Source organism: Flavobacterium weaverense (assembly GCF_003688495.1).
Taxonomy (GTDB): domain Bacteria; phylum Bacteroidota; class Bacteroidia; order Flavobacteriales; family Flavobacteriaceae; genus Flavobacterium; species Flavobacterium weaverense.
Window position 1 is genome coordinate 316499 of sequence record NZ_REFH01000010.1, and the last position, 21147, is coordinate 337645.

At 32.7% G+C, this 21147-nt stretch carries 16 protein-coding genes; 6 read left to right on the top strand and 10 right to left on the bottom strand.

What is annotated here, in order from left to right; all coding sequences use genetic code 11:
• Positions 1-75: 75 nt before the first annotated feature.
• From BC961_RS11265 to BC961_RS11280, 4 genes are all read right to left on the bottom strand, one after another.
• The gene (locus BC961_RS11265; RefSeq protein ID WP_121925956.1) at positions 76-816 is read right to left on the bottom strand and encodes a head GIN domain-containing protein; all 741 of its coding nucleotides are present in this window, start codon (positions 814-816) and stop codon (positions 76-78) included.
• 2 nt (positions 817-818) lie between these two features.
• Complete coding sequence (locus BC961_RS11270) at positions 819-2549, bottom strand: PspC domain-containing protein (RefSeq protein WP_121925957.1); 1731 nt, start codon at positions 2547-2549, stop codon at positions 819-821.
• Between the two features lie 2 nt (positions 2550-2551).
• Entirely contained in the window at positions 2552-2884 is a 333-nt protein-coding gene (locus tag BC961_RS11275) for a PadR family transcriptional regulator (protein ID WP_091255259.1), read from the bottom strand.
• A gap of 224 nt (positions 2885-3108) precedes the next feature.
• Positions 3109-3564 (bottom strand): DUF4870 domain-containing protein, encoded by a 456-nt coding sequence (locus BC961_RS11280; RefSeq protein WP_121925958.1) that lies wholly within the window; start codon positions 3562-3564, stop codon positions 3109-3111.
• A gap of 194 nt (positions 3565-3758) precedes the next feature.
• Between BC961_RS11280 and BC961_RS11285 the strand changes: the two genes are divergently transcribed.
• Entirely contained in the window at positions 3759-4211 is a 453-nt protein-coding gene (locus BC961_RS11285; protein ID WP_121925959.1) for a DUF4442 domain-containing protein, read from the top strand.
• Positions 4212-4299: 88 nt separating this feature from the next.
• On the opposite strand, the gene BC961_RS11290 is transcribed toward BC961_RS11285, so the two are convergent.
• The 5 genes from BC961_RS11290 to BC961_RS11310 all read right to left on the bottom strand — a co-directional run bounded on the left by BC961_RS11290 (position 4300) and on the right by BC961_RS11310 (position 10241).
• Positions 4300-4521, bottom strand: a complete 222-nt coding sequence (locus tag BC961_RS11290) for a hypothetical protein (protein WP_121925960.1) — start codon at positions 4519-4521, stop codon at positions 4300-4302.
• A 316-nt stretch (positions 4522-4837) separates the two neighbouring features.
• The gene (gene nagB, locus BC961_RS11295) at positions 4838-6766 is read right to left on the bottom strand and encodes a glucosamine-6-phosphate deaminase (RefSeq protein WP_121925961.1); all 1929 of its coding nucleotides are present in this window, start codon (positions 6764-6766) and stop codon (positions 4838-4840) included.
• A gap of 37 nt (positions 6767-6803) precedes the next feature.
• Positions 6804-8186: a sugar MFS transporter gene (locus BC961_RS11300; RefSeq protein ID WP_245980904.1), complete on the bottom strand. Its 1383-nt coding sequence runs from the start codon at positions 8184-8186 to the stop codon at positions 6804-6806.
• A 76-nt stretch (positions 8187-8262) separates the two neighbouring features.
• Positions 8263-9138 (bottom strand): sugar phosphate nucleotidyltransferase, encoded by an 876-nt coding sequence (locus tag BC961_RS11305; protein ID WP_121925962.1) that lies wholly within the window; start codon positions 9136-9138, stop codon positions 8263-8265.
• A 26-nt stretch (positions 9139-9164) separates the two neighbouring features.
• Entirely contained in the window at positions 9165-10241 is a 1077-nt protein-coding gene (locus BC961_RS11310) for a GHMP family kinase ATP-binding protein (RefSeq protein ID WP_121925963.1), read from the bottom strand.
• 559 nt (positions 10242-10800) lie between these two features.
• On the opposite strand from BC961_RS11310, the gene BC961_RS11315 reads away from it, so the two are divergent.
• Positions 10801-11841, top strand: coding sequence for a LacI family DNA-binding transcriptional regulator (locus BC961_RS11315; RefSeq protein ID WP_121925964.1), 1041 nt, complete (start codon positions 10801-10803; stop codon positions 11839-11841).
• Positions 11842-12374: 533 nt separating this feature from the next.
• Here BC961_RS11315 and BC961_RS11325 read toward each other — a convergent pair.
• Positions 12375-12836, bottom strand: coding sequence for an Lrp/AsnC family transcriptional regulator (locus BC961_RS11325; protein WP_121925966.1), 462 nt, complete (start codon positions 12834-12836; stop codon positions 12375-12377).
• Positions 12837-13328: 492 nt separating this feature from the next.
• Between BC961_RS11325 and BC961_RS11330 the strand changes: the two genes are divergently transcribed.
• The 4 genes from BC961_RS11330 to BC961_RS11345 all read left to right on the top strand — a co-directional run bounded on the left by BC961_RS11330 (position 13329) and on the right by BC961_RS11345 (position 21027).
• Entirely contained in the window at positions 13329-16445 is a 3117-nt protein-coding gene (locus tag BC961_RS11330) for a SusC/RagA family TonB-linked outer membrane protein (RefSeq protein ID WP_245980906.1), read from the top strand.
• Between the two features lie 9 nt (positions 16446-16454).
• Entirely contained in the window at positions 16455-18152 is a 1698-nt protein-coding gene (locus tag BC961_RS11335; RefSeq protein ID WP_121925967.1) for a RagB/SusD family nutrient uptake outer membrane protein, read from the top strand.
• A 90-nt stretch (positions 18153-18242) separates the two neighbouring features.
• On the top strand, positions 18243-19574 hold the full coding sequence (locus BC961_RS11340; RefSeq protein ID WP_121925968.1) for a DUF3472 domain-containing protein: 1332 nt from the start codon (positions 18243-18245) through the stop codon (positions 19572-19574).
• A 136-nt stretch (positions 19575-19710) separates the two neighbouring features.
• Positions 19711-21027, top strand: a complete 1317-nt coding sequence (locus BC961_RS11345; RefSeq protein WP_394345448.1) for a Gfo/Idh/MocA family protein — start codon at positions 19711-19713, stop codon at positions 21025-21027.
• Positions 21028-21147 lie beyond the last annotated feature (120 nt).

Below are 21147 nucleotides of genomic sequence, written 5' to 3' on the forward strand. Positions count from 1 at the left end.
AACAATTAGCGGAATTACAAATATAGAAAAATCATCCACTTTTGGTGGATGATTTTTCTATAATACTAAATAATGTTATTTTCTACTTACGCTTCCGCCAGAACTGACATGTTTTTGAATCGTTTTAGGTTGGACTTCATAAGTAATGCTTCCACCACTAGATGCTTCTGCAACTAAATTTACAATTGGGTAAACAGTAATACTTGCTCCACTTGATACATCAGCATCGACTTCGTTTGCTAGGAGCGCTTTTGCTATAATTTCACTTCCACTAGAGGCATTAGTTTTCAGCTTTAAAGCTTTTCCATTAATAGTAATACTACTTCCACTGCTTGTATCACAGCTGATATTTTCTGATTCAATGGAGATGTTAATAGATCCAGCACTTGAAGAACTCAATCGGATACTTTCTCCCTTAAGAACATTTTTGCTTGTGATTGTTGAGTTAGTTGTAGACTCTAATTCTTCAACTATAGGCATTTTAACAGTTATCTTTTTCGAAGTCATGTCCATGAAAGAGTTCTTATCACTTGAAATAACGAGCGTTCCATTTTCGATCTCCGTCTTAATATGCTTTTGAAAATTATCGTCAGCTTCTACTATTATTTCGATTTTATCTCCTTGTTCAATAATTACTTCTAGAGAATTGTTGACTTCAATACTTTTAAAATCACCATCAATGGTTCTTTTTTCGATTGTGACATTTCCGCTTCCTTTTATTGCGTTTAAACTTAATGATTGGTTACAAGATGCAAAAAGTACAGCAGCTAGAGTAACTAAAATAAATTTTGTGATTAACGTGATTATTTTTAGCATGACTAATTTGTTTTAATGATTATACCATCTTTGTTTATCGTCAATCCTTTAAACTTCTTTGTACTATTTTTTACAGTATCACCTTTTACTGTAACACCATTTTCATTGATTGTAATTGAAGTTTGAGTGCTGTCGTTATCCGTTGTTATTTCGTACTCATCAGTTTGTTTATCACTACAGTTGATGCATTTTATTTTATTATCTTCAACTCTGTAAATTTCAGTTGTGGAGTCTGAGTTCCATAAAAAATAATCTCCATCTGTGCGATCGTAGCTCGTCATCGAAGCATCTGGTTTCAACAAAGTACCTTTTGGTAGATATAAAGTGATTTCAATTTCCTGATCTCTATACTTGTTTTTCAAATCAGTTAGTAAGAAATTGTCTAAAGTCAAATGACTTCCTTCAATGCTGTAACTATATTTGATTTGTCCCGCTCTGTTTTTTGCTTCAGATAATGATTTACCTTTCGCTTCCTTCTCAATTTGAATGTAAGCTACTTTTTCATCTGTTCTTTCAATTCTCAAACTTACTTGATTCGAATAAATAACATCCGTTCCTGTTGAATCTTGAGTAATCATAAAATTATTACGATCTCTAATATTTTTTGCAAAGTAGTCACTGTGCTTAAACTTGATAAAAAGTGTATCTGTAGCTTGTAAATTAATATTTTCTTTTTTAACAACTCTTCCATCAACTGCAAAGGCACTGGCTTGTTTTACACCAATAGAAATCAATAGTGCTATCGAAATGATCCAAAGAGCTAGAAGAGTGTATTTTGCAACATTTCCAACCGACTTTAAACTTGGAGACACTAATTTAAAACCTAAAAGCATCAAAAAGAAATTAGGAATAGCTACTGCTGTGAAAAGTAATAATCCAAAAACCCAGATAGGATAATCTGTAAAATTTCCAGATTCTATAAATTGATGAAACGGAAAGTTGCTAAAATTTGTTGAACCTAATGTTAATGCTCCTACTAAGAAAACAATGATCATTGCTAAACCAGCAAGAATTAAAATTATACCTAGAAATTTTGCGAAGATTTTAAAAACGGTAGTGATAAAATCTCCAAAAGAGTTTCCCAATTTATCAGCGCCACTTCTAATTTGATTTCCGTATTTGTCGTAATCAACATTTTTTAGTTTGTCAGAAACATTTTCAAACTCTTCTCTTACTTTTTTTTCAATATTCGAAATCGTCACAGGTTCTCCAGTCATCTCAAGTTTCTCAGTCGTAGTAATAGCCTCAGGAGTTACAATCCAAAGAATGATATATGCTAAAATTCCAGTTCCAAAACCTGCAAAAACTAATAATATTAGAACTATTCTTATCCAAACAGCATCAATACCAAAATAGTATCCCAATCCTGAAGCAACGCCACCTATCATACCTTTTTCCTTGTCACGATATAATTTTTTAGTGCTTCTTGAAGTAGTGTTATTGTAAGTAGGTCCCGCAGTAGCTTCATCTTCGATGATGTAATCTTCAGGCTGTCCCATAACCGCTATAACTTCATCTACATCTTTTAATCCTATTACGTGTTTATCGCTTTTTTGCTTTTCGAAAAGTAATTCTGAAACACGCATTTCAATATCTTTTATTATTTCGTCATGACCTGAAGAGTTAGATATAGAGCGTTTTATGGCATCAAAGTAACGAGTCAGTTTTTGGAATGCATCTTCATCGATGTGAAAGAACATTCCACCTAAGTTTATATTTACAGTTTTGTTCATGACTATTGTTTTTGGTTGGTTATAAGGTTTACAGCATCAGACAATTCAGTCCAAGTGCTATTTAGTTCGTTTAAAAATGTTTGTCCTATTTCGGTTAGACCGTAGTATTTTCTAGGTGGTCCTGATGTAGATTCTTCCCAACGGTAGTTTAGCAAACCGTCGTTTTTGAGTCTTGTGAGCAGCGGATAAATTGTGCCTTCCACCACTAGTAATTTTGCGTTTTTTAAAGTGTCTAATATCTCAGATGTGTATGCATCTTTTTCTTTCAATACTGATAAGATGCAAAACTCGAGAACACCTTTGCGCATCTGGGCTTTTGTGTTTTCAATGTTCATAATTCGTTTGTTTTGTTTTTGTGTTGATTAAACTGTTCTCTTTTTGATTGATGTGCCAGTCTGATTACCTGGCGTGCTGATGATTTTGATTTTCTTGGAGCTAATTCCCGCTTTACATTGCAATCTTTTTTTTGCCGCGGCTAAAAAAAAAAGGATTTTCATTGCAATCTGGGCTAGGGTATTCGTGTTATTTCATGTCTCGAATTCTAATTTCGTTTTTCTATTTATTTTATAAACGGAATTGTTATTGGGTATTTAAAGTATTCTCCATTTGATGTTTTGATTCCTGCATAAATAATTAGAAAAAACTCTGCCACTTTCAACATTCCAAATATTAGAAGACTTGTTAGGCCAAGAGTTAATAATCCAATATTATCATGCAAATTGAAATTTGACATATTAAAACTATTCTCATTAATAATTGTTGTGAACGGAATATTATTGAAAATTGAAATTAGAAAACAAGGAATGGCGATCATAATTAACAAAATGGAATATAAGAATAGACTTAATTGAAAATTTAAAACTTGCTTTCCATTATGATTTACAAATTCTGATTTGTCTTTTTTAGAACTCCAAAGTAGTATTGGAAAGATATAATTCCCAAATGGAATAAAATATTGTGTTAATGAAATTAAGTGTGTAAAAGCTGCGATGTTTTTGTCAGTTGTTGATTCCATGATTTTTTGATTTTGATGATGATTGAAACTTTTTTAGAATACTAATTGGCCTACCTAGTAATTTCTTATGCAAATATATATCTAAAAGACAGTATCTTGTTTCGCATAGTACCTAAAATTAACATAAAATTAACAAATGTATTTTATATGTACGCATACTATTTTTTTGTATTTTAGCAAAAAAACCACTGATAATGAAACTTACCGTATCAAAACTTAATAATTTTTTGTTGTTTAAATTACCTTCTGCATTTATCTGTGGAGTACGAGTAAAGGAGATTAACGAAAACAAATGTGTAGTTTCTGTCAAACATAGATGGATTAATCAAAACCCTTTCAATTCCATGTATTTTGCAGTACAAGCAATGGCTGCAGAGCTTGCGACTGGTGCATTAGTAATGTTCCAAATCCAAAAAAGCGGTAAAAAAATTTCTATGTTGGTTGCGAATAATAAAGGTAATTTTACTAAAAAAGCGACTGGAAGAATAACTTTCGTTTGTAACGACGGACATTTAATAGAAAAAGCGATTCAAGAAACTCTAGCAACAGGAGAGGGTCAAACATTCTGGATGAAGTCCATAGGAACAGATGAAAAAGGAATTCAAGTATCTGAAATGGATTTTGAATGGAGCGTAAGAGCAAAATAAATAATTACCATTAAAAGCTATAAATACAAAATGCCTCTGAAATCTCAGAGGCATTTTTTGAATTTAATACAAAAAGTAAGTACTAAAATTAGCATTTCTTACCTGAACCGGAATCACATTTTTTTCCTTCTGCTTTGCATTTTGCTTGACATTTTGCTACTTCAGCTGCAGTCATTTCCTTTGATTTGGAGTCTTTTTTAACACAACAAGACTCTTTTTTCGCTTTATCTTTACTACTAGTCTTTACCTCTTGCGCACTCGTATTGATAGTTAAGAATGCAATTGCTAAAAATGTCACTATTTTCTTCATGGATTATATTTTTAAAACTTTAATTTATTTTTTCTACTGTTAGTTAGTATTCAAATATATACAATATTGTAAATCAATTTTATAAATCTTAATATTATTTGCTTAAAGCAAAATTATATAAGTTAAAGTTGAATTTACGCTTCCATTACTTTTTAAATAATTGTAAGCATGTTAATGAGTTTGATTTAACCCAGTTAAAATTAGAAGTATTGTTAGGGGAAAAAACTTCTCGATTAAGAGAGGTTTTTAATCAACAAGCCCTAAAATCGAAATCACTTTCTACTTTAGGGCTTGTTATAAACTATAATTTAAATCTTTAGTAATGCCATCTCACAAATGCTTCCATTGCTGCATAATTTGAAAGTCCAAGTTGGATGTATAATTCAGCAGTTTCTTTATTTCGATCTTCGGCTCTTTGCCAAAACTCTCTAGCATCAGATCCTTGGAATACTACACCATCTTTTTGAGATTGATGTTTAAAAATTCCATGTCTTTTATCCAATACTTGATCAGGACTCATTGGTACTGCCATTTCAACCTCATCAATTCCCCATTCTTGCCAAGCACCTCTGTACAACCAAACCCAGCAATCTTTCATAAAGTCTTTTGATTTTAGATTTTTCACAGCGCTGAAAATAGCATCTAAACAAACTTTGTGTGTTCCGTGCGGATCTGCTAAATCTCCAGCAGCATAAATTTGGTGTGGTTTTATTTTTTCAATTAAGTCCATCGTTAATTGAATATCTTCTGGACCTAAAGGTTTTTTCTCAATTTTTCCAGTCTCGTAAAACGGAAGTTCCATAAAATGAATTTGGTCATCAGTTAGTCCTACGAAGTTACTTGTAGAACGCGCTTCTCCTTTTCGAATCAATCCTTTTAGATATCGCACTTCAGGAATGTCTATTTCGCTATTCCTTTTGTTTTTTAGAAATTCTATTGCTTTTTGATAAATAGTATCAGCTTCTGGGCTTTTTATTCCAAATTTATCATTGTAATCACATACAAAACGTGCAAAACGCAGCGCTTCATCATCAGCGACAGCAATGTTTCCGGAAGTTTGGTAGGCAACGTGCACTTCATGACCTTGCTGCTGCAAACGCATAAATGTTCCGCCCATACTTATAATGTCATCATCTGGATGTGGACTAAAGATAAGGACTCTTTTACGAGCTGGTTCTGCTCGTTCTGGACGATTGGAATCATCAGCATTTGGTTTTCCGCCTGGCCAACCTGTAATGGTATTCTGTAAATTATTAAAAATTTTAATGTTGATATCGTAAGCTGGACCAGAATCTGCAAGTAGATCGCTCATCCCATTTTCGATGTAATCAGCGTCTGTTAGCATTAAAATTGGTTTTTTAAGATCAAGAGCTAATCCTAAAACGGCCTTACGAGTCAATTTTTCAGTCCATTCAATTTTGTCAACTAACCACGGTCTATTAATTCTTGTCAATTTCGAACCTGCTTCTTTATCTAAAACAAAAACGGCATTGTTGTGCTCTTGTAAGAATGAAGCAGGAACTTGATTTGTAACTGCTCCTTCAACTGAAGATTCAACAATATTTGCTTTCCCTTCTCCCCAAGCCATTAAAATGACTTGCTTAGCTTCCATTATTTTTTTAACACCTAATGTGATAGCGGTACGAGGCGTATTATTCAATCCAGAAAAATCTTTACTTGCAGCTACTCTTGTAATATGATCTAAAGCAACTAATCTTGTTTTAGAGTTTTGAAGTGAACCTGATTCGTTGAAACCGATGTGTCCGTTTCCTCCAATTCCTAATATTTGTAAATCGATTCCACCTAGAGCTTCAATTTTTTCTTCATAACTAGCACAATAATCTGCGATTTGCTCTTTTGATAAAGTTCCATCAGGAATATTATAATTTTCAGGTAAAATATCTACGTGATTTAGTAATAATTCCTTCATGAATCGAACGTAACTATTAATAGAATCTGGTTCCATTGGATAGTATTCATCAAGATTAAAAGTGATTACATTTTTAAAGCTCAGTCCATCTTCTTTATGCATGCGAACTAATTCAGCGTACAAACCCTTTGGCGAAGACCCAGTTGCTAATCCTAGGACGCAAGGTTGATTTTTTTCTTGTTTTGACTTAATAACTGCTGCAATTTGTTTTGCCACAGCTTTAGACGCATAAGATGAATTTTCGAAAACGATGGTATCGATATTTTCAAATCTTTTTTCAAAATCAGTAGCCTTGTCGATATTACTTTTTAACATTATCTGTTTTATTTAGAAATTATGGTATTATTTTTTATTATTTTCTTGACCAGCTTCTATATTTATGTCCTTTAATCGCAAAGAAAAGAATCATAAAATAGGCAGGTAAAAGCATTACGTAAGCAAGTTGGTTTCCGCTTTTGGCAGTTGCGGTGATTCCTGCTTCTTCATTTGAAACATTTATCATTTCAGCGAGATAGCCGTAAAATAATGGGAAAACAGCTCCTCCAATAATACCCATTACTAAAATAGCACCTGCTATTTTTGTGTAGCCACCAAGATCTTGAAGTGCCAATGGCCAAATAGCCGGCCAACACAATGCGTTAGCAAGTCCCATTAATGCAACAAGTATAATTACTAATGGCATCGCTGGTAAAAATGGTAATTGAATCATTATCGAAGCATCAATATAAACAATTAATAAAACTAAAATAATTCCTAAAATTCCTGAAGCTTTAAGTGCAGTAACTTGTGAAACATATTTTGGTATTAATGAAATTCCCAAAAGATATCCAATCACCATCGCAGTCATAGTAAAGGAAGTAAGTTTTAAATATAAATCTCCATTTTCTCCATAAACTCCTAATTGCTTACCAAATTTTCCTATTGTGTCTCCTGCAATAACTTCAGCTGCAACGTAAAGTATCAAAGTGATTACTCCTAAAACTAATTGCGGAAACTTAAAAGCATTAGCCATTTGTTTCCAAATATTTTGTTTTGAAACATTACCATCTTGATCTAAATCTATTTCTGGCAAAGGCGATAAACGAATTATTCCCGCTAAAATTAATATTACAATTCCCATGTAGATATAAGGAGTTTGTAATTGTAAAGCTAATGCGTCAAGAGCTTGAGCTTTTGTCTCAGCATCAAGTGCAGCAATTTTATCTGCTGTGTAGTCCTTCATGTTTGACAAAACCAGTGCAGTCAGTGCTAATGGCGCGATAAAACCTGCTAATTTATTGGCAAGTCCTAAAATACTAATTCTCGCAGCTGCACTTTCTCGTGGCCCAATTACGACAACGTAAGGATTTGCAGCTGTTTGTAAAATTGCTAATCCAGTTCCCATAACAAATAGTGCAACTAAGAAAAATAAAAATGTTCTTGTTTCAGCAGCAGGATAAAACATAAAAGCACCTATCGCAATAACAATTAAGCCTAATGAGACTCCATTTTTATAACCTACTTTTTCGATTACCCAAGATGATGGGATTGCCATAACAAAGTACGCGATGTAAAAAGCAAAAGCAACAAAGTAAGCTTGAGACTCCGTTAACTCACACGCTAATTCAAAAAACGGAATTAGCGGTCCGTTTAACCAAGTTACAAAACCTAAAATGAAAAACAATAAGGTTAAAATAACCATCGGAATCAATACACTGCCTTGTTCTTTACCTGCAGTACTTTTAATTTGGGTCATATTTTATATTTTTAGCAATGATGAAAATTATATTTCGATTGTTTGGAATCAACTCTACTTTATAGACGAGCTTATTTTAGTTTTCCCAGTTTAATTCAGGATAATGCTTCTTTAAATATTCTTTTACTTCAGCAATATCTTCTTTTGCCGTTAAATCTGGTACATGTTCAGAAAAAGGAATTCCTAATGCGCTGTCTGGATTATCTTTTAGAGAGTTTAAAAGAACTGTTGGAAGTTCTTTCTCATCTCTCTCGGGATGAACGGGACAATTTTTAAGATAAGGGTAAAGTAGTTCGCCATTAAATTTAAAAGCGTTCATACTCACTCTTAATTTTCCTTCACTGTCTTTATATTCTTCCAGAACATCAGCCGAAGGTTTTTCAAGAATGTCTAATAAAAATCCTTCCTTATTAAGTTTTGCGATTGCAAAACGGGAAATGCGCTCTAGTGGAAATTCCATAGCGTCTCTATCGTAACTGATAAATGCATTTGGACAATCAGTTTCCCTTAATGCTAATAAAGCATCGGTTGAATATAAGTTATCACTGTTGCAAACAGAGTATGATTGCGAATTTAATTCTGGATATTGTTCAACAGCTTGATATAACGCATCAGCTGTTCCAAATGGTTTTACTCGACCTTCAGGAATGTATTGAGTTGCAAAAGAAATATTAAGGCCATGAAAATCATTATTTTTAGTTTCATTACCATAAAACTCCTTAAATAAATCGCCCTGCTCTCCAATAATGATGTAAATATTTTTATATCCTGCTCTTTTTGCATTCAATAAAAGATAATCTAATAATGGTCGGCCATTTGGTCCAACACCTATTAAACCTTTACTTCTCTCGTTAGCTTGTGCAATTTCTTCAGCAGATAAGTTTTCTAATCCAACTTGTTTTTTCATTCTTGATGAAGCTCCACCAGCTAAAATCACTAAATTAGTATGCATAATTATTTTTTTAAATTTTAATATATTTATTCGATTCTCGATCCTGGATCGACAGTTACTGCGTACGCTTCGACTGCACCAGCTGCAAGTAAAGCTTCAACTATAGGAGCTTCTTTACCCGGTTCTGCCATTACAACAATGCTTCCGCCGCCGCCTGAACCAACAATTTTTGCACCATAAGCACCAGCTTTCAATGACGCATTAATCATATCGTCAATTCTTGGAACAGTTATTTTTAGTAAATCTCTCAACACCTCGTGATGCTGATTCATTAATGATCCTATTTTCTTTAAGTCAAGAGCTGGTTTTTGAAATTCAATTAAAGCCATTTTTGTATAATGGTGATTTTTAATAGCTGCTTCAAAGAAAGGAATTAAGCGATCCGGCAAATAGTTAAGATACTTGTCTAAATCTTCGATTTCTGTAGTATTTAAATCAAATTCAGGAAAATGCTCTTTAATTGTGCCAATTGCCATCAGTGCATTTCCTTTTAAATCGCCAATTAATCCAATTGTCTCCTTTGGAACTCCAGAAACACCTGTTATTAAGCCTCCTAATTCTGTACCGATTACTGTAAAAGAAAAAGGATCTCTAGTATCAATGTGAACGATGTTTCCAACACCAATACTGTAATGATCCATCATACCTCCAGGTTCACCATGTTCAACCACTTCAGAAAGATACCCCATTTTAGAAATAAACTCGGGAGTGATTTCCTCGTTAGCGCCAAATGCATGTACCAAGAAATTAATCCAAGCAAGCAATAATGCAGATGAACTTGAGGTTCCTGAATTTATAGGGATATTTCCAGTTACTGTAATGTCATAACCAAAATCTGGCACACAACCATTTCTTCTCAGGACGCGTAGTGAAGAGGCAAAATAATCGCGTGGTGCTAAATCAGTGAATATTTCGTTGATATCGATTATTCGCACTTGATTGATATCGACCATATTTATTTTAAATACTCCCGTATCGTTCTGCTTTGCTGTCAGTTTTATACTTCTGCTGATTGCACAAGCAATAACTGGTAATCCAAGATAATCTTGATGATCTCCAAAAAGACATGTTCTGCCGGGTGCTAATGAGATTATTTCTTTCACTTTAAATATGTTAAAAATATTATTAAACGGTTGTAAAAACTAGGTTTATCTACTATTAATATAAGTCTTTTGTCGAAAAAATTACTACTTTAATAGCTTTGAACTACGAAACTATATATTTTATTTAATAAAAACAAATGAATTAATAAAAAATGTGTTCGAACACATTTTTTATTAAGAATTGCCCTTATTGGATTATTATTGATTAATGATATATTTGATTTTGTTTTCATCTCACAAGAACCTTTCAGTTAAAATTTTTGCTTACTTATTGAAAATTTTGAAAAAAAACGCCTTTCTTTTTTTCGAAAATAAATATTGTTTCTTGAATCAAAATTCAGATTTTAAAAAGATACTTCGGTATTTAAACTTTGAGATCTTAATATGGAAAGCATAATTTTTTTAAAAACGTAATCTACTCTTATCTTTAAAAATAAAAGTAGGAAGATAGTAATTTTTGTGACAACATTTAATTTTCTTAAAATTTTAGATGGAGGTGAGCAAATAGAAATTAAAAATCAAAACGGTTTCATACAAAGTTTTTATATATTTGTCGATTATGGATAAAAAACTTACAATTAAAGATATTGCTGCATTGGCTGGGGTTTCTAAAGGCACAGTAGATCGAGTGTTGCATAAAAGAGGTAAGGTATCTCAAAAAGCTTTTGATAGTGTAAATGCTGTTTTAAGTGAAATAGATTATCAGCCCAATTTAATTGCTCGAAATTTAAAAAATAATAAGATCTATTCTATTGCTGTAGTTCTTCCTAATCCTAGTTTCGATTCATACTGGCTTCCTTGTGTTAAAGGAATCGATGAAGCAATTAAAGAATTCAAAGCCTTTAATTTGTCTATAAAATGTCATTATTTTGATCCTGAAAGTACTGAATCATTTGTTGAAGTTAATAATACAGTTTTAGCGCTTGCACCAGATGCTGTTTTATTAGCTCCCTTATTTTATAAAGAAGCGCTACTAGCTATAGGTTTGTATCAGGAAAAAGAAATAATTGTAAGTACATTTAATAATCAGCTGCAAACCGACCAAAACTTAAATTTTGTTGGTCAAGACTTATATAGAAGTGGTCGAGTGGCAGCCAAATTACTACATTCGATATCAAGAATTGGGAAAGTTGCGATTATACATATTAACGAGAGATATAAGAACGCCGTTCACATGCAGGAAAAAGAACGGGGCTTTAGAAAATACTGTTTTGAAAGTGGTATAGAAGATTCTAACATAGTTACTTTGAAACTAAAAAATCCAAATATAGAATCTACTTTTAGAAAGTTTATTGATGAAAACCCAACTATTGAAGGTGTTTTTATAACTACCTCCAAGGCATATCAAATAGCAGAAATTATAGATGATTTAAACCGCAGTGATATAGCAATAATTGGTTATGACTTAATTCAAGAAAATATATCTTATTTAAATCGCGGTGTGATCGATTTCTTAATTCATCAAAATCCGAAGCGCCAGGCTTATCTTGGCTTAGCAGAATTAGTCGATCACTTTATTTTTGGTAAAGAAATTCCAGCAGTCACTTTACTACCGCTTGATATAGTAAATTCGGAAAATGCATTTTTTTATTTAACTTAATATTTAGTTACTTCTTTTTTTTAATAGATATAAAGTCAGATGTCCCTTTTTGAGATTTGGATGCTTCCAAATATTTTATATTTTGTTAGATTGCAGTTTTAGAATAATTCATAAAATAATTCATTTTGAAATTGCAGTAATCCTAATTTAAAATGATATAATATAAAAAGCGCTTATTCTAAATTCGTCCTCTCTGTTTACCTTATATAAGGATAGATCTATGTTTAAGCGCAGATGATTAAAACCCCAACATCGAAAAGGAACGAAAGACATTAGATCTTCAATAAAGTTAGATTTAATCGTTGTTAGTTCACACCATTTACTTTCATTTTTATTTTTAAATAAATCATTATTATTTTTAAAAAAAAATCGCATTCAAAAATCTTCTCATTATTATTTAAAGGTACTTTTTTTATTTCATGGTGATTTTAACTTCTAGTGTCGCCAACGGAAGGAAATTTAATGTGATTTTATGATATTTGATTCCATGACAGCTATTTTTAATACAATTTTAAAAAAAGTCTATCCTAATATTAGATATCATATTCCGTAGTGTGCATGATCTCTTTTAGTACAAAGTAACTTTCTAATACCCCAATGTTATCAATTTTTGAAAGCTTAGATCTTATAAATTCATGATAAGCATCAAGGCTTTCTAAATTTATCTTTAAAAAAAAATCAACTTTCCCGGCCATATGATAGCATTCTTGAACTTCCTTAATTGCTTTAATTTGACTGTCAAATTTATCAATAAATCCTTCATTATGATATCGTAAGGAAACCATACAAATTGCGGTAATCGGCTTGTTAACTAACTTTTTATCAATTAAAGCTACATATTTTTTTATGTATCCTTTTCGTTCTAAATATTTAATTCTTTCATATACAGGCGATGTGGTTAAATGCAGTGATTCAGCAATATCTTTAGTGGTTTTTTTTGAATCTTCCTGTAAAATCCTTAATATTTTGATATCTATTTCGTCTAGTCTTTCCATATCCAGTTAAAATTGCTTTATGTTAAGTGTTTCATTACGTCTTAAAGCAAAAATATCTAAATTATTTCAATTTAAAGGATAAAAAACTTATTTTATTAACTTTTGAAGTTTAAATTTTTGCATTTTAATTAATAGGGATATATTTACCCTTATTATATTTTTTAAGATAGACGAAGCGTTTAACACAAATTGTAAGAGATTGTTAAGATCTACTTTGAGATTGCTACTTTAAATTAATTTCCTCGGAGTAATTGTGCAACTTTATTTTTATAAGAAAAAAAGTATCTATTTTTTATTTTTTGTGCTCGTACACAGTTTTTTATTTATTCGATATTGTAAATATTAATAGATAATAACGATGGAAATTGGAGCGAAGTTTTCATGAATTTTATAGTAATATCAACCACCAGGACGTAATAATCTCTACGCAAGTAGTACGAATTATTATAGATTAAAAAAAGAGAATTTATTAACCAAAAACGATTAACAAGTATGAATTTATTAAAAAAAAGTAAACCTATCAATTTATGGGGAATTGCATTTAAGCAAAGCGCTGTTAGGTTAACGAGTCTTTCTTTATTGACTATGGCCATCCCATTTTCAGCTATTTCAGCTGAAAATAAAATGTATGGAAAAGAAATTAATATGGATAACAACCACTTAATTTCAAATAGGAACAATGAGTTAAATGTCAAATTTGAGCAAGCTCAAAGGAGGGTAAGTGGTACCGTATTTGATAAAAATGGTGAGACATTGCCCGGAGCTAACATTATTGCAAAAGGAACTAAAATTTCAACTCAAACAAATGTTGATGGTTCGTTCACACTTGATATTCCTAACGATGTAAATTTGCTAGTTATTTCATTTTTAGGCATGGAGGATCAGGAAGTAACGGTTAAGAATACTCCAATGAAGATCGTCTTGAACGAAACAGGGCAGAAATTAGAGGAGGTTGTTGTTATGGGATACAGCCGTGTAAAAAAAGAAAGTTTAACAGGCTCCTTACAGACTTTAGATAATAAAAAATTAGTAGATGCAACAACGTCCTCTGTCGAAAACTTATTAGCAGGTAAGGCTACAGGAGTTTCTGTGAACACAGGTTCAGGACAACCAGGTGGAACGGCTAAAATTGTTATTCGTGGGAAGAGTACTGTGAACGGAAGTACAGATCCTTTATGGGTTGTTGATGGTGTAATTGTAGGATCAGGTTCAAGTAATGTTAATCCATCTGATATTGAAACGATGACTGTTCTTAAAGATGCCGCTTCTACAGCTGTTTATGGGTCTCAAGGAGCTAATGGTGTTATTGTCGTAACTACTAAAAACGGTAAAAACGGTAAAGCAGTTATAAATTTTTCTTCAAAAATGGCTGCAACAACGCTCAGCACTGGTAATTTTAAAATAATGAACAGTGCTGAATTATATGATTTGTACGATTCGTTTTCTAATAAAACTCAATTTTCTACTAATTCTTGGTGGACTCCCGCATTAAGAGATCAAAACTTTGACTGGTGGGATAATGCAACAAGAACTGGACTAGTAAGAGATAACAACTTATCAATAAGTGGAGGTGGTGAAAACTTTAAAACTTATGTTTCATTAGGAGTATATGATGAAAAAGGAGCGGTTAAAGGCTATGATTTTAATCGTTATAATTTATTGCTTAAAATAAATTATAAATTGAATGACTGGTTAACAATTCGTCCACAGGTAAATGCAACAAGAAAAGATGTATTAGATAAGCAACATTCTGTTGGCGCAATGTATGGTAATATGCCGTGGGATAGTCCGTATCTAGCAGATGGTTCATTAGTAGGTAATTCACCAAATCCAACATGGGTAAACACTACAGGTTCTAATTATTTGTACGATTTGCAGTGGAATTATGGAGAGTCTCAAACTTATGACATAAGAAGTAACTTTGATTTTGATGTTAAACTTACAGATTGGTTAACATTTACTTCTACTAATAATTATATTTTTTCTACCGGAGAATCTATGTATTATTCAGATCCACGTTCTTCAAGCGGATTAGCAGTGCAAGGAAGAATTCAGCAAGATGCTTCATCTTATAATAGAGCGTACACAAATCAACTTTTCAAATTTAATAAATCTTTTGGAAAGCATTCTCTCAACTCAATCGCTGGATATGAATGGAATGAATATAATTCGAAATATACTAGTGGAATTGCAACTGGAATTGCACCTGGTTTTATTGTAACAGATGTAGCTTCTGTACCGGAAAAAGTTAAAGGAAATAGATCACAATGGGCTGTTCAGTCATTATTAACAAATACCAATTATTCATATGATAATCGTTATTTAGGACAGTTTTCAATTAGAAGAGATGGTGCTTCAAACTTTGGTCCAAATGCACAATACGGAAATTTCTTTTCGGTAAGTGGTGGATGGAATGTACATAATGAAGAGTTTTTTAAAGCTGATTACATTACGAATTTAAAACTTAGAGCTAGTTATGGTTCTGTAGGGAATCGACCTAATAGCTTGTATCCTCATCAAGCATTATATTCTTTAACTACTGGATACAATGAAAATCCAGGAGCACTCATCTCTCAAATATCTAATCCAGATTTAAGTTGGGAAAAAACATTTACCACTGGATTAGGATTGGACATTTCTTTCTTAAAAAGATATAATTTAACATTAGATTATTATGATAAAGATACATCTGATTTACTTTATCAAGTTCCATTACCGGGTGTGATTGGAGTTACAAGTATTTGGAAAAATGTAGGAGCAGTTAATAATAAAGGTTTTGAAGCCACTGTTTCAGCGGATTTAATTGATAGTGATAATTTAAAATGGTCAGTTGAAGCCAATATAGGATTCAATAAAAACAAGGTTTCAAGCTTATATGGAACAAGAAGTCAAATAATAGTAGGTGATGGGAGTGGTATTGCTGGATCAGCTTCTAAATTATTAAAACCTGGTTTAGATGTAGATTCATGGTATTTGCCAGAATGGGCAGGAGTAGATGCACAAACTGGAAAGCCACAGTGGTTTGAAACGAATGCAGCGGGCGAACGTGTTAAGACGTTTAGTTATAGTGAAGCAGCTAAAGATCCCATTGTGATAGGAGCTTATACACCTGATTTCTTTGGAGGCTTTTCTACAAATCTTGTTTATCGCGATTTTGATTTATCAGCTGTTTTTAGTTACTCCGTAGGAGGTGAGATTTATAATTATGCGAGAGCTGAGTTTGACTCAGACGGAGCTTATACAGATCGTAATCAAATGAATTTACAAAGTGGCTGGAGTAGATGGGAGAAACCTGGAGACATCGCTACGCATCCTCAGGTATCTTACAATAACTCCAGTAACTCAAACAAATCATCATCTCGTTTTCTTGAAAATGGATCTTACTTGAAAATGAGGAATATAACTTTAGGATATAATTTACCTGCTATCAAGGCACTGAATTCAACAAGTATTAGATTGTTCATGTCTGCAGAAAATGTATTTACAATTTCAGATTTTTCTGGAGTTGATCCTGAAATTCCACCAGCAAATGGACAGATTACGGGAGTAGCTACATCAGTTTATCCTCAAACTCGTAGAATTGTATTAGGACTTAATGTTTCACTTTAAACAAAAATCATGAAAAAAATATTTATATTAATACTATCCGTTTCATTCCTAACTTCATGTGAGTTGGATAGAGAACCCTTTAATTCGTACACTGAAGATAAAATCCTTGCAGATAAAGAGGCTTCAGTTGATGTGCTTCTAAATGGTTGTTACGCACAGTTAAAAGGTTGGTCAGATATAATGCATCGAATTGGTGAATACCCTGGTGATAATATTATGATTAGAGGTACTTCTACTGATTCATTTTACTCCTTTATATCCTACCAGCATATTCCTAATAATGATAGATTATCTGTTTTCTGGAACAATAGTTATAAAATTATATCCCAATCAAGTGACTTAATAAAAATTATTAAAGAAGGAGAAAGTAGTCAAATCGATCAGAAATTAGGTGAGGCGTACTATTTAAGAGGAATGATTTATTTTTACTTGAGTCGTGCTTATGGAAGACCATATTATGATTCTCCTGAATCTAATTTAGGAGTTCCTGTCGTAAACGGTATGCCGGATGATATTGATAATTTGCAACTTCCAGATCGTGCTACCGTGAAAGCGACTTATGAGCAAGCTATTAGTGACTTAAAAAAAGGAGAAGCATTGATGACGGAAAATAGAAATGCTGCTTACGCTACAAAAGAAGCTGCTCAAGCCATGCTTTCAAGAATTTACTTGTACATGAGTGGTACTTACGCAAATCCAAATCAACAATATGTTGATCTTTCAATTGAGTATTCAAATAAAGTGATTTCTAGTGGAAGATATAATTTATTGAGTAGGTCAGATTTCATGAAATACAATACCTATGCTCCAGATGATGCAGCACAGAAAGAGACAATTTTTGCAGTGAAGCGTGTAGCTTCAGAGTTCTCGGGATTTGATCACTTTTATGGAATAGGTGGGATGTATGCTAATATTCAAGGTCAAGGTTGGGGCGAAATGTATGCAAGTGGTGAGTATTTAGATTTATTGCGTAAAGCAGGTAAAAAAAATGATGCACGTTGGGCATTTATTGATCCTCAATATGTAACTAATGCTACAAATAATAAAACTCAAGCCTTTCGATTTATTTACGATTTAAAAGATAATGGCGGCGTACAAATGGGTTTTAATTATTTGCAACAACCGCTAGAAACAAATAGCGATGGTTCTTTTTTTATCACCATATCGAATGTAAAATATAATTTAACAGTAGTAGATGCAGCTGAAAACAAATATTCAATTAATTATGAAGGTAAAACATATGTAGGAGAGAAAGATTTTATGATGCTATTGAATCGTGTGTATCCAATGTATTATATAACAAAAGCCTCTTTACAAAATAATGATTCTCATTTAAACTCTCCTATTATTTCTAGGTTAGGAGAAATTTACATGAACTTAGCTGAGGCTTATGCTAAAAAAGGAGACTATCAAAATGCAAAAATTAATCTAAATCTAATTAGAGAAAGATCAATTATTGGCGGTGGTTATACAGCTTTGACAGCTACTAATGCTTCGACATTAATAGATGAAGAACGTCAATTAGAGTTGGCTTTTGAAGCTCACAGAGGTTATGATGTTTATAGAAATGGTCAAACGATGACGCGTCGTTATCCAGGTCCACATACACCGATGGTTGATTATCCAGCAACTAGTTTAAGAGTGGTACAATATATTCCACAATCTGAAATTAATGCGTATCCTGGTACCTTAACCCAAAATCCGTAACACATACTATTTATTGATAATCCCTCTATTGAATTAGGGGGATTATTAAAATACTTAGTGAATTTTGTAATAATTTATTTTTAATATAGAATGAAATACTTTAAATTCATTTGTTTTTATTTATTACTTGCATTAGCCGCATGCGCTACTAGCAATGAATACTTGGTAAAGAAAGATAATGATAGCAAGCAAAAAGCACAAATATCAATACCTTTAGCGGGTAACGCGTATAGTTCGAAACGTAGTGAAGGAAACAGAACGATTACAGATAATGGTATAGAGAATTGGACCAATCCACAGGAATATTTCACTGTTTATTTCAGAGTTTCTAAACCAGGTAAATTCGAAATTTCAATTGCCGATTCTGTCCTTATTACTGGAAAATCTGAACTAGAATTTTCAATTAACAATATATCTAAAAGAATAAAATTAGACTCATCTTCTGCAAAAAAAGCAATTGTTGTGGGAACTTGGGAAATTAAAAGTGAAGGTTATATAGCAGTCGTAATTAAAGGATTAAATAAAACTGAAAAAAGCTTTCCCGCTATAAATCGTTTAGTAGTTAGCAGTGCTAAATTTGATGGTAAAATTTCATACGTCCCTAACAATGAAGGAGGTTTTTATCATTGGGGTAGGCGTGGAGCATCAGTTCACTTAAATTATCAAGTACCAGACACAGTAAATGCCGAATGGTATTACAATGAATTGACTGTGCCTGTAGGGCAAGATAAAATAGGTTCTTATTTTATGGCTAATGGTTTTGGCGAAGGTTATTTTGGAATTCAAGTTAATTCAGCTACAGAACGAAGAGTTTTGTTTTCTGTATGGAGTCCTTTTACTACGGATGACCCTAAAAGTATTCCTGAGTCTCATAAAATAAAATTATTAAAAAAAGGGGTGAATGTCACAACGGGAGAATTTGGTAATGAAGGTTCAGGCGGTCAAAGTTATTTTAAATATAATTGGATAGCGGGAAATACTTATAAGTTTCTATTAAGGGGTAAACCAGAAGGTAATAATTCAACAACGTATACGGCTTATTTTTTTGCTCCTGAAACTAGCGAATGGAAATTGATAGCAAGTTTCAGTCGTCCGCAAACGAATACCTATTTAAAGCGTTTTCATTCGTTTTTAGAAAATTTTATTCCAGAACAAGGTGATTTGTCTCGAATGGTCGAATTCAATAATCAATGGTTTTGTGACGAGAAAGGAAATTGGAATGAACTGAATACGGCTCGATTTTCTGCTGATAATACGGCAGAGCAAGGTTACAGAATGGATTATTCAGGAGGTACAAAGAAAGATGCTTTTTATTTAAAAAACGGTGGTTTTTACAATGAATTCACAATTAAAGGTAGTTTATTCACAAGACCGCTCACGAATAGAAAGCCAAATATTGATTTCAATACATTACCTCAGTAAAGGTTTTGATAGATAAATATAAAAAATAATGCGCATAAAGCGCCGTAATAAAAATTACAAACTAAATTAATTAAACATGAGAAGTAGTATTTCTAAATTTTTACTAATAGCGTGTCTATTTGTAGGATGGGCTAATATGTCTGCCCAAATGATTAAAACCCCAACACCGAAACGTGCTAAAGGACAAACAGATGTTTTGCGTTTAGCAATTGATCCAATACCTACAGTTCGCGTAGCATTTATTGGTTTGGGTATGCGTGGTCCAGGTGCTGTTGAGCGCATGACACATATTCCAGGTGTCGAAATTGTAGCACTTTGTGATTTATTAGAAGACAGAGCAAAATCAGCTAATAAAATTTTAGAAAAGGCTGGTTTACCTAAAGCTCAAGAGTTTTTTGGTGAAGAAGGATGGCGTCAAGTTACTAAGCTGCCTAATGTGGATCTTATATATATTGCAACAGATTGGAAACACCATGCAGAAATGGGAGTTCAAGCAATGAAAGATGGTAAAAACGTAGCCATCGAGGTTCCTGGAGCGATGACAATGAAGGAGATTTGGGATTTGGTAAACACTTCTGAAAAAACTCGTAAGCACTGTATGATGTTAGAAAACTGTGTGTACGATTTCTTCGAATTAACTACATTAAATATGGCTCAACAAGGTTTGTTTGGAGAAATTCTTCATGCTGAAGGAGCTTATATTCACGGTTTGCAACCATTTTGGGGAGCATACCAAGGGAATTGGAGAATGGATTACAACAAGAAACATCGTGGAGATGTTTACGCGACACACGGAATGGGACCTGCTTGTCAAGCATTAAACATTCACCGTGGTGACAAAATGAACTACTTGGTTTCTATGGATACTAAGGCAGTTGGAAATCCGGCGTACATTAAAGAAAAAACGGGTGAAGATGTGAAAGACTTTAGAAATGGTGATCACACTATGACAATGATTCGTACCGAAAAAGGAAAAACTATTCAAATCCAACATGATGTAACTTCACCTCGTCCTTATAGCCGCATGTATCAATTGAGTGGAACTAAAGGTTTTGCTAATAAATACCCAACAGAAGGTTATGCATTAGATTCAAAAGCTATCGGAAACGATGTAGCGCCGAATCACGAAAATTTAAATGCGCATAGTTTTGTTCCGGCAGAGGTAAAAAAAGCATTGATGGAAAAATACAAGCATCCTATCGTTAAAGGTATTGAAGAAAAAGCGAAAAAAGTAGGTGGACACGGTGGTATGGATTTTATCATGGATTACCGTTTAATTTATTGTTTACAAAATGGATTGCCATTAGATATGGATGTTTACGATCTAGCAGAATGGTCTTGTCTAGCACCATTAACTGAGAAATCTCTTGATAATAATTCTGCACCAGTTGAAATCCCAGATTTCACACGTGGTGGTTGGAATAAATTGAAAAGTCTAGAATTTGCTCAATAATATTGTGAATGAATATTTAAAAAAAACCTGCTTTTTAGCAGGTTTTTTCGTATTTATTAATGGAATTGATTATTATTCTATTCATTTGACTATAAAAATACGACTACGAAATAATTGTTA

Coding starts and splice junctions, on each gene's coding strand:
- nagB (WP_121925961.1), bottom strand. CDS start 6,766: ATGTTAAAAAGTAATATCGACAAGGCTACTGATTTTGAAAAAAGATTT.
- BC961_RS11265 (WP_121925956.1), bottom strand. CDS start 816: ATGCTAAAAATAATCACGTTAATCACAAAATTTATTTTAGTTACTCTA.
- BC961_RS11280 (WP_121925958.1), bottom strand. CDS start 3,564: ATGGAATCAACAACTGACAAAAACATCGCAGCTTTTACACACTTAATT.
- BC961_RS11300 (WP_245980904.1), bottom strand. CDS start 8,186: ATGACCCAAATTAAAAGTACTGCAGGTAAAGAACAAGGCAGTGTATTG.
- BC961_RS11325 (WP_121925966.1), bottom strand. CDS start 12,836: ATGGAAAGACTAGACGAAATAGATATCAAAATATTAAGGATTTTACAG.
- BC961_RS11270 (WP_121925957.1), bottom strand. CDS start 2,549: ATGAACAAAACTGTAAATATAAACTTAGGTGGAATGTTCTTTCACATC.
- BC961_RS11330 (WP_245980906.1), top strand. CDS start 13,329: ATGAATTTATTAAAAAAAAGTAAACCTATCAATTTATGGGGAATTGCA.
- BC961_RS11290 (WP_121925960.1), bottom strand. CDS start 4,521: ATGAAGAAAATAGTGACATTTTTAGCAATTGCATTCTTAACTATCAAT.
- BC961_RS11340 (WP_121925968.1), top strand. CDS start 18,243: ATGAAATACTTTAAATTCATTTGTTTTTATTTATTACTTGCATTAGCC.
- BC961_RS11275 (WP_091255259.1), bottom strand. CDS start 2,884: ATGAACATTGAAAACACAAAAGCCCAGATGCGCAAAGGTGTTCTCGAG.
- BC961_RS11305 (WP_121925962.1), bottom strand. CDS start 9,138: ATGCATACTAATTTAGTGATTTTAGCTGGTGGAGCTTCATCAAGAATG.
- BC961_RS11315 (WP_121925964.1), top strand. CDS start 10,801: ATGGATAAAAAACTTACAATTAAAGATATTGCTGCATTGGCTGGGGTT.
- BC961_RS11345 (WP_394345448.1), top strand. CDS start 19,711: ATGTCTGCCCAAATGATTAAAACCCCAACACCGAAACGTGCTAAAGGA.
- BC961_RS11285 (WP_121925959.1), top strand. CDS start 3,759: ATGAAACTTACCGTATCAAAACTTAATAATTTTTTGTTGTTTAAATTA.
- BC961_RS11335 (WP_121925967.1), top strand. CDS start 16,455: ATGAAAAAAATATTTATATTAATACTATCCGTTTCATTCCTAACTTCA.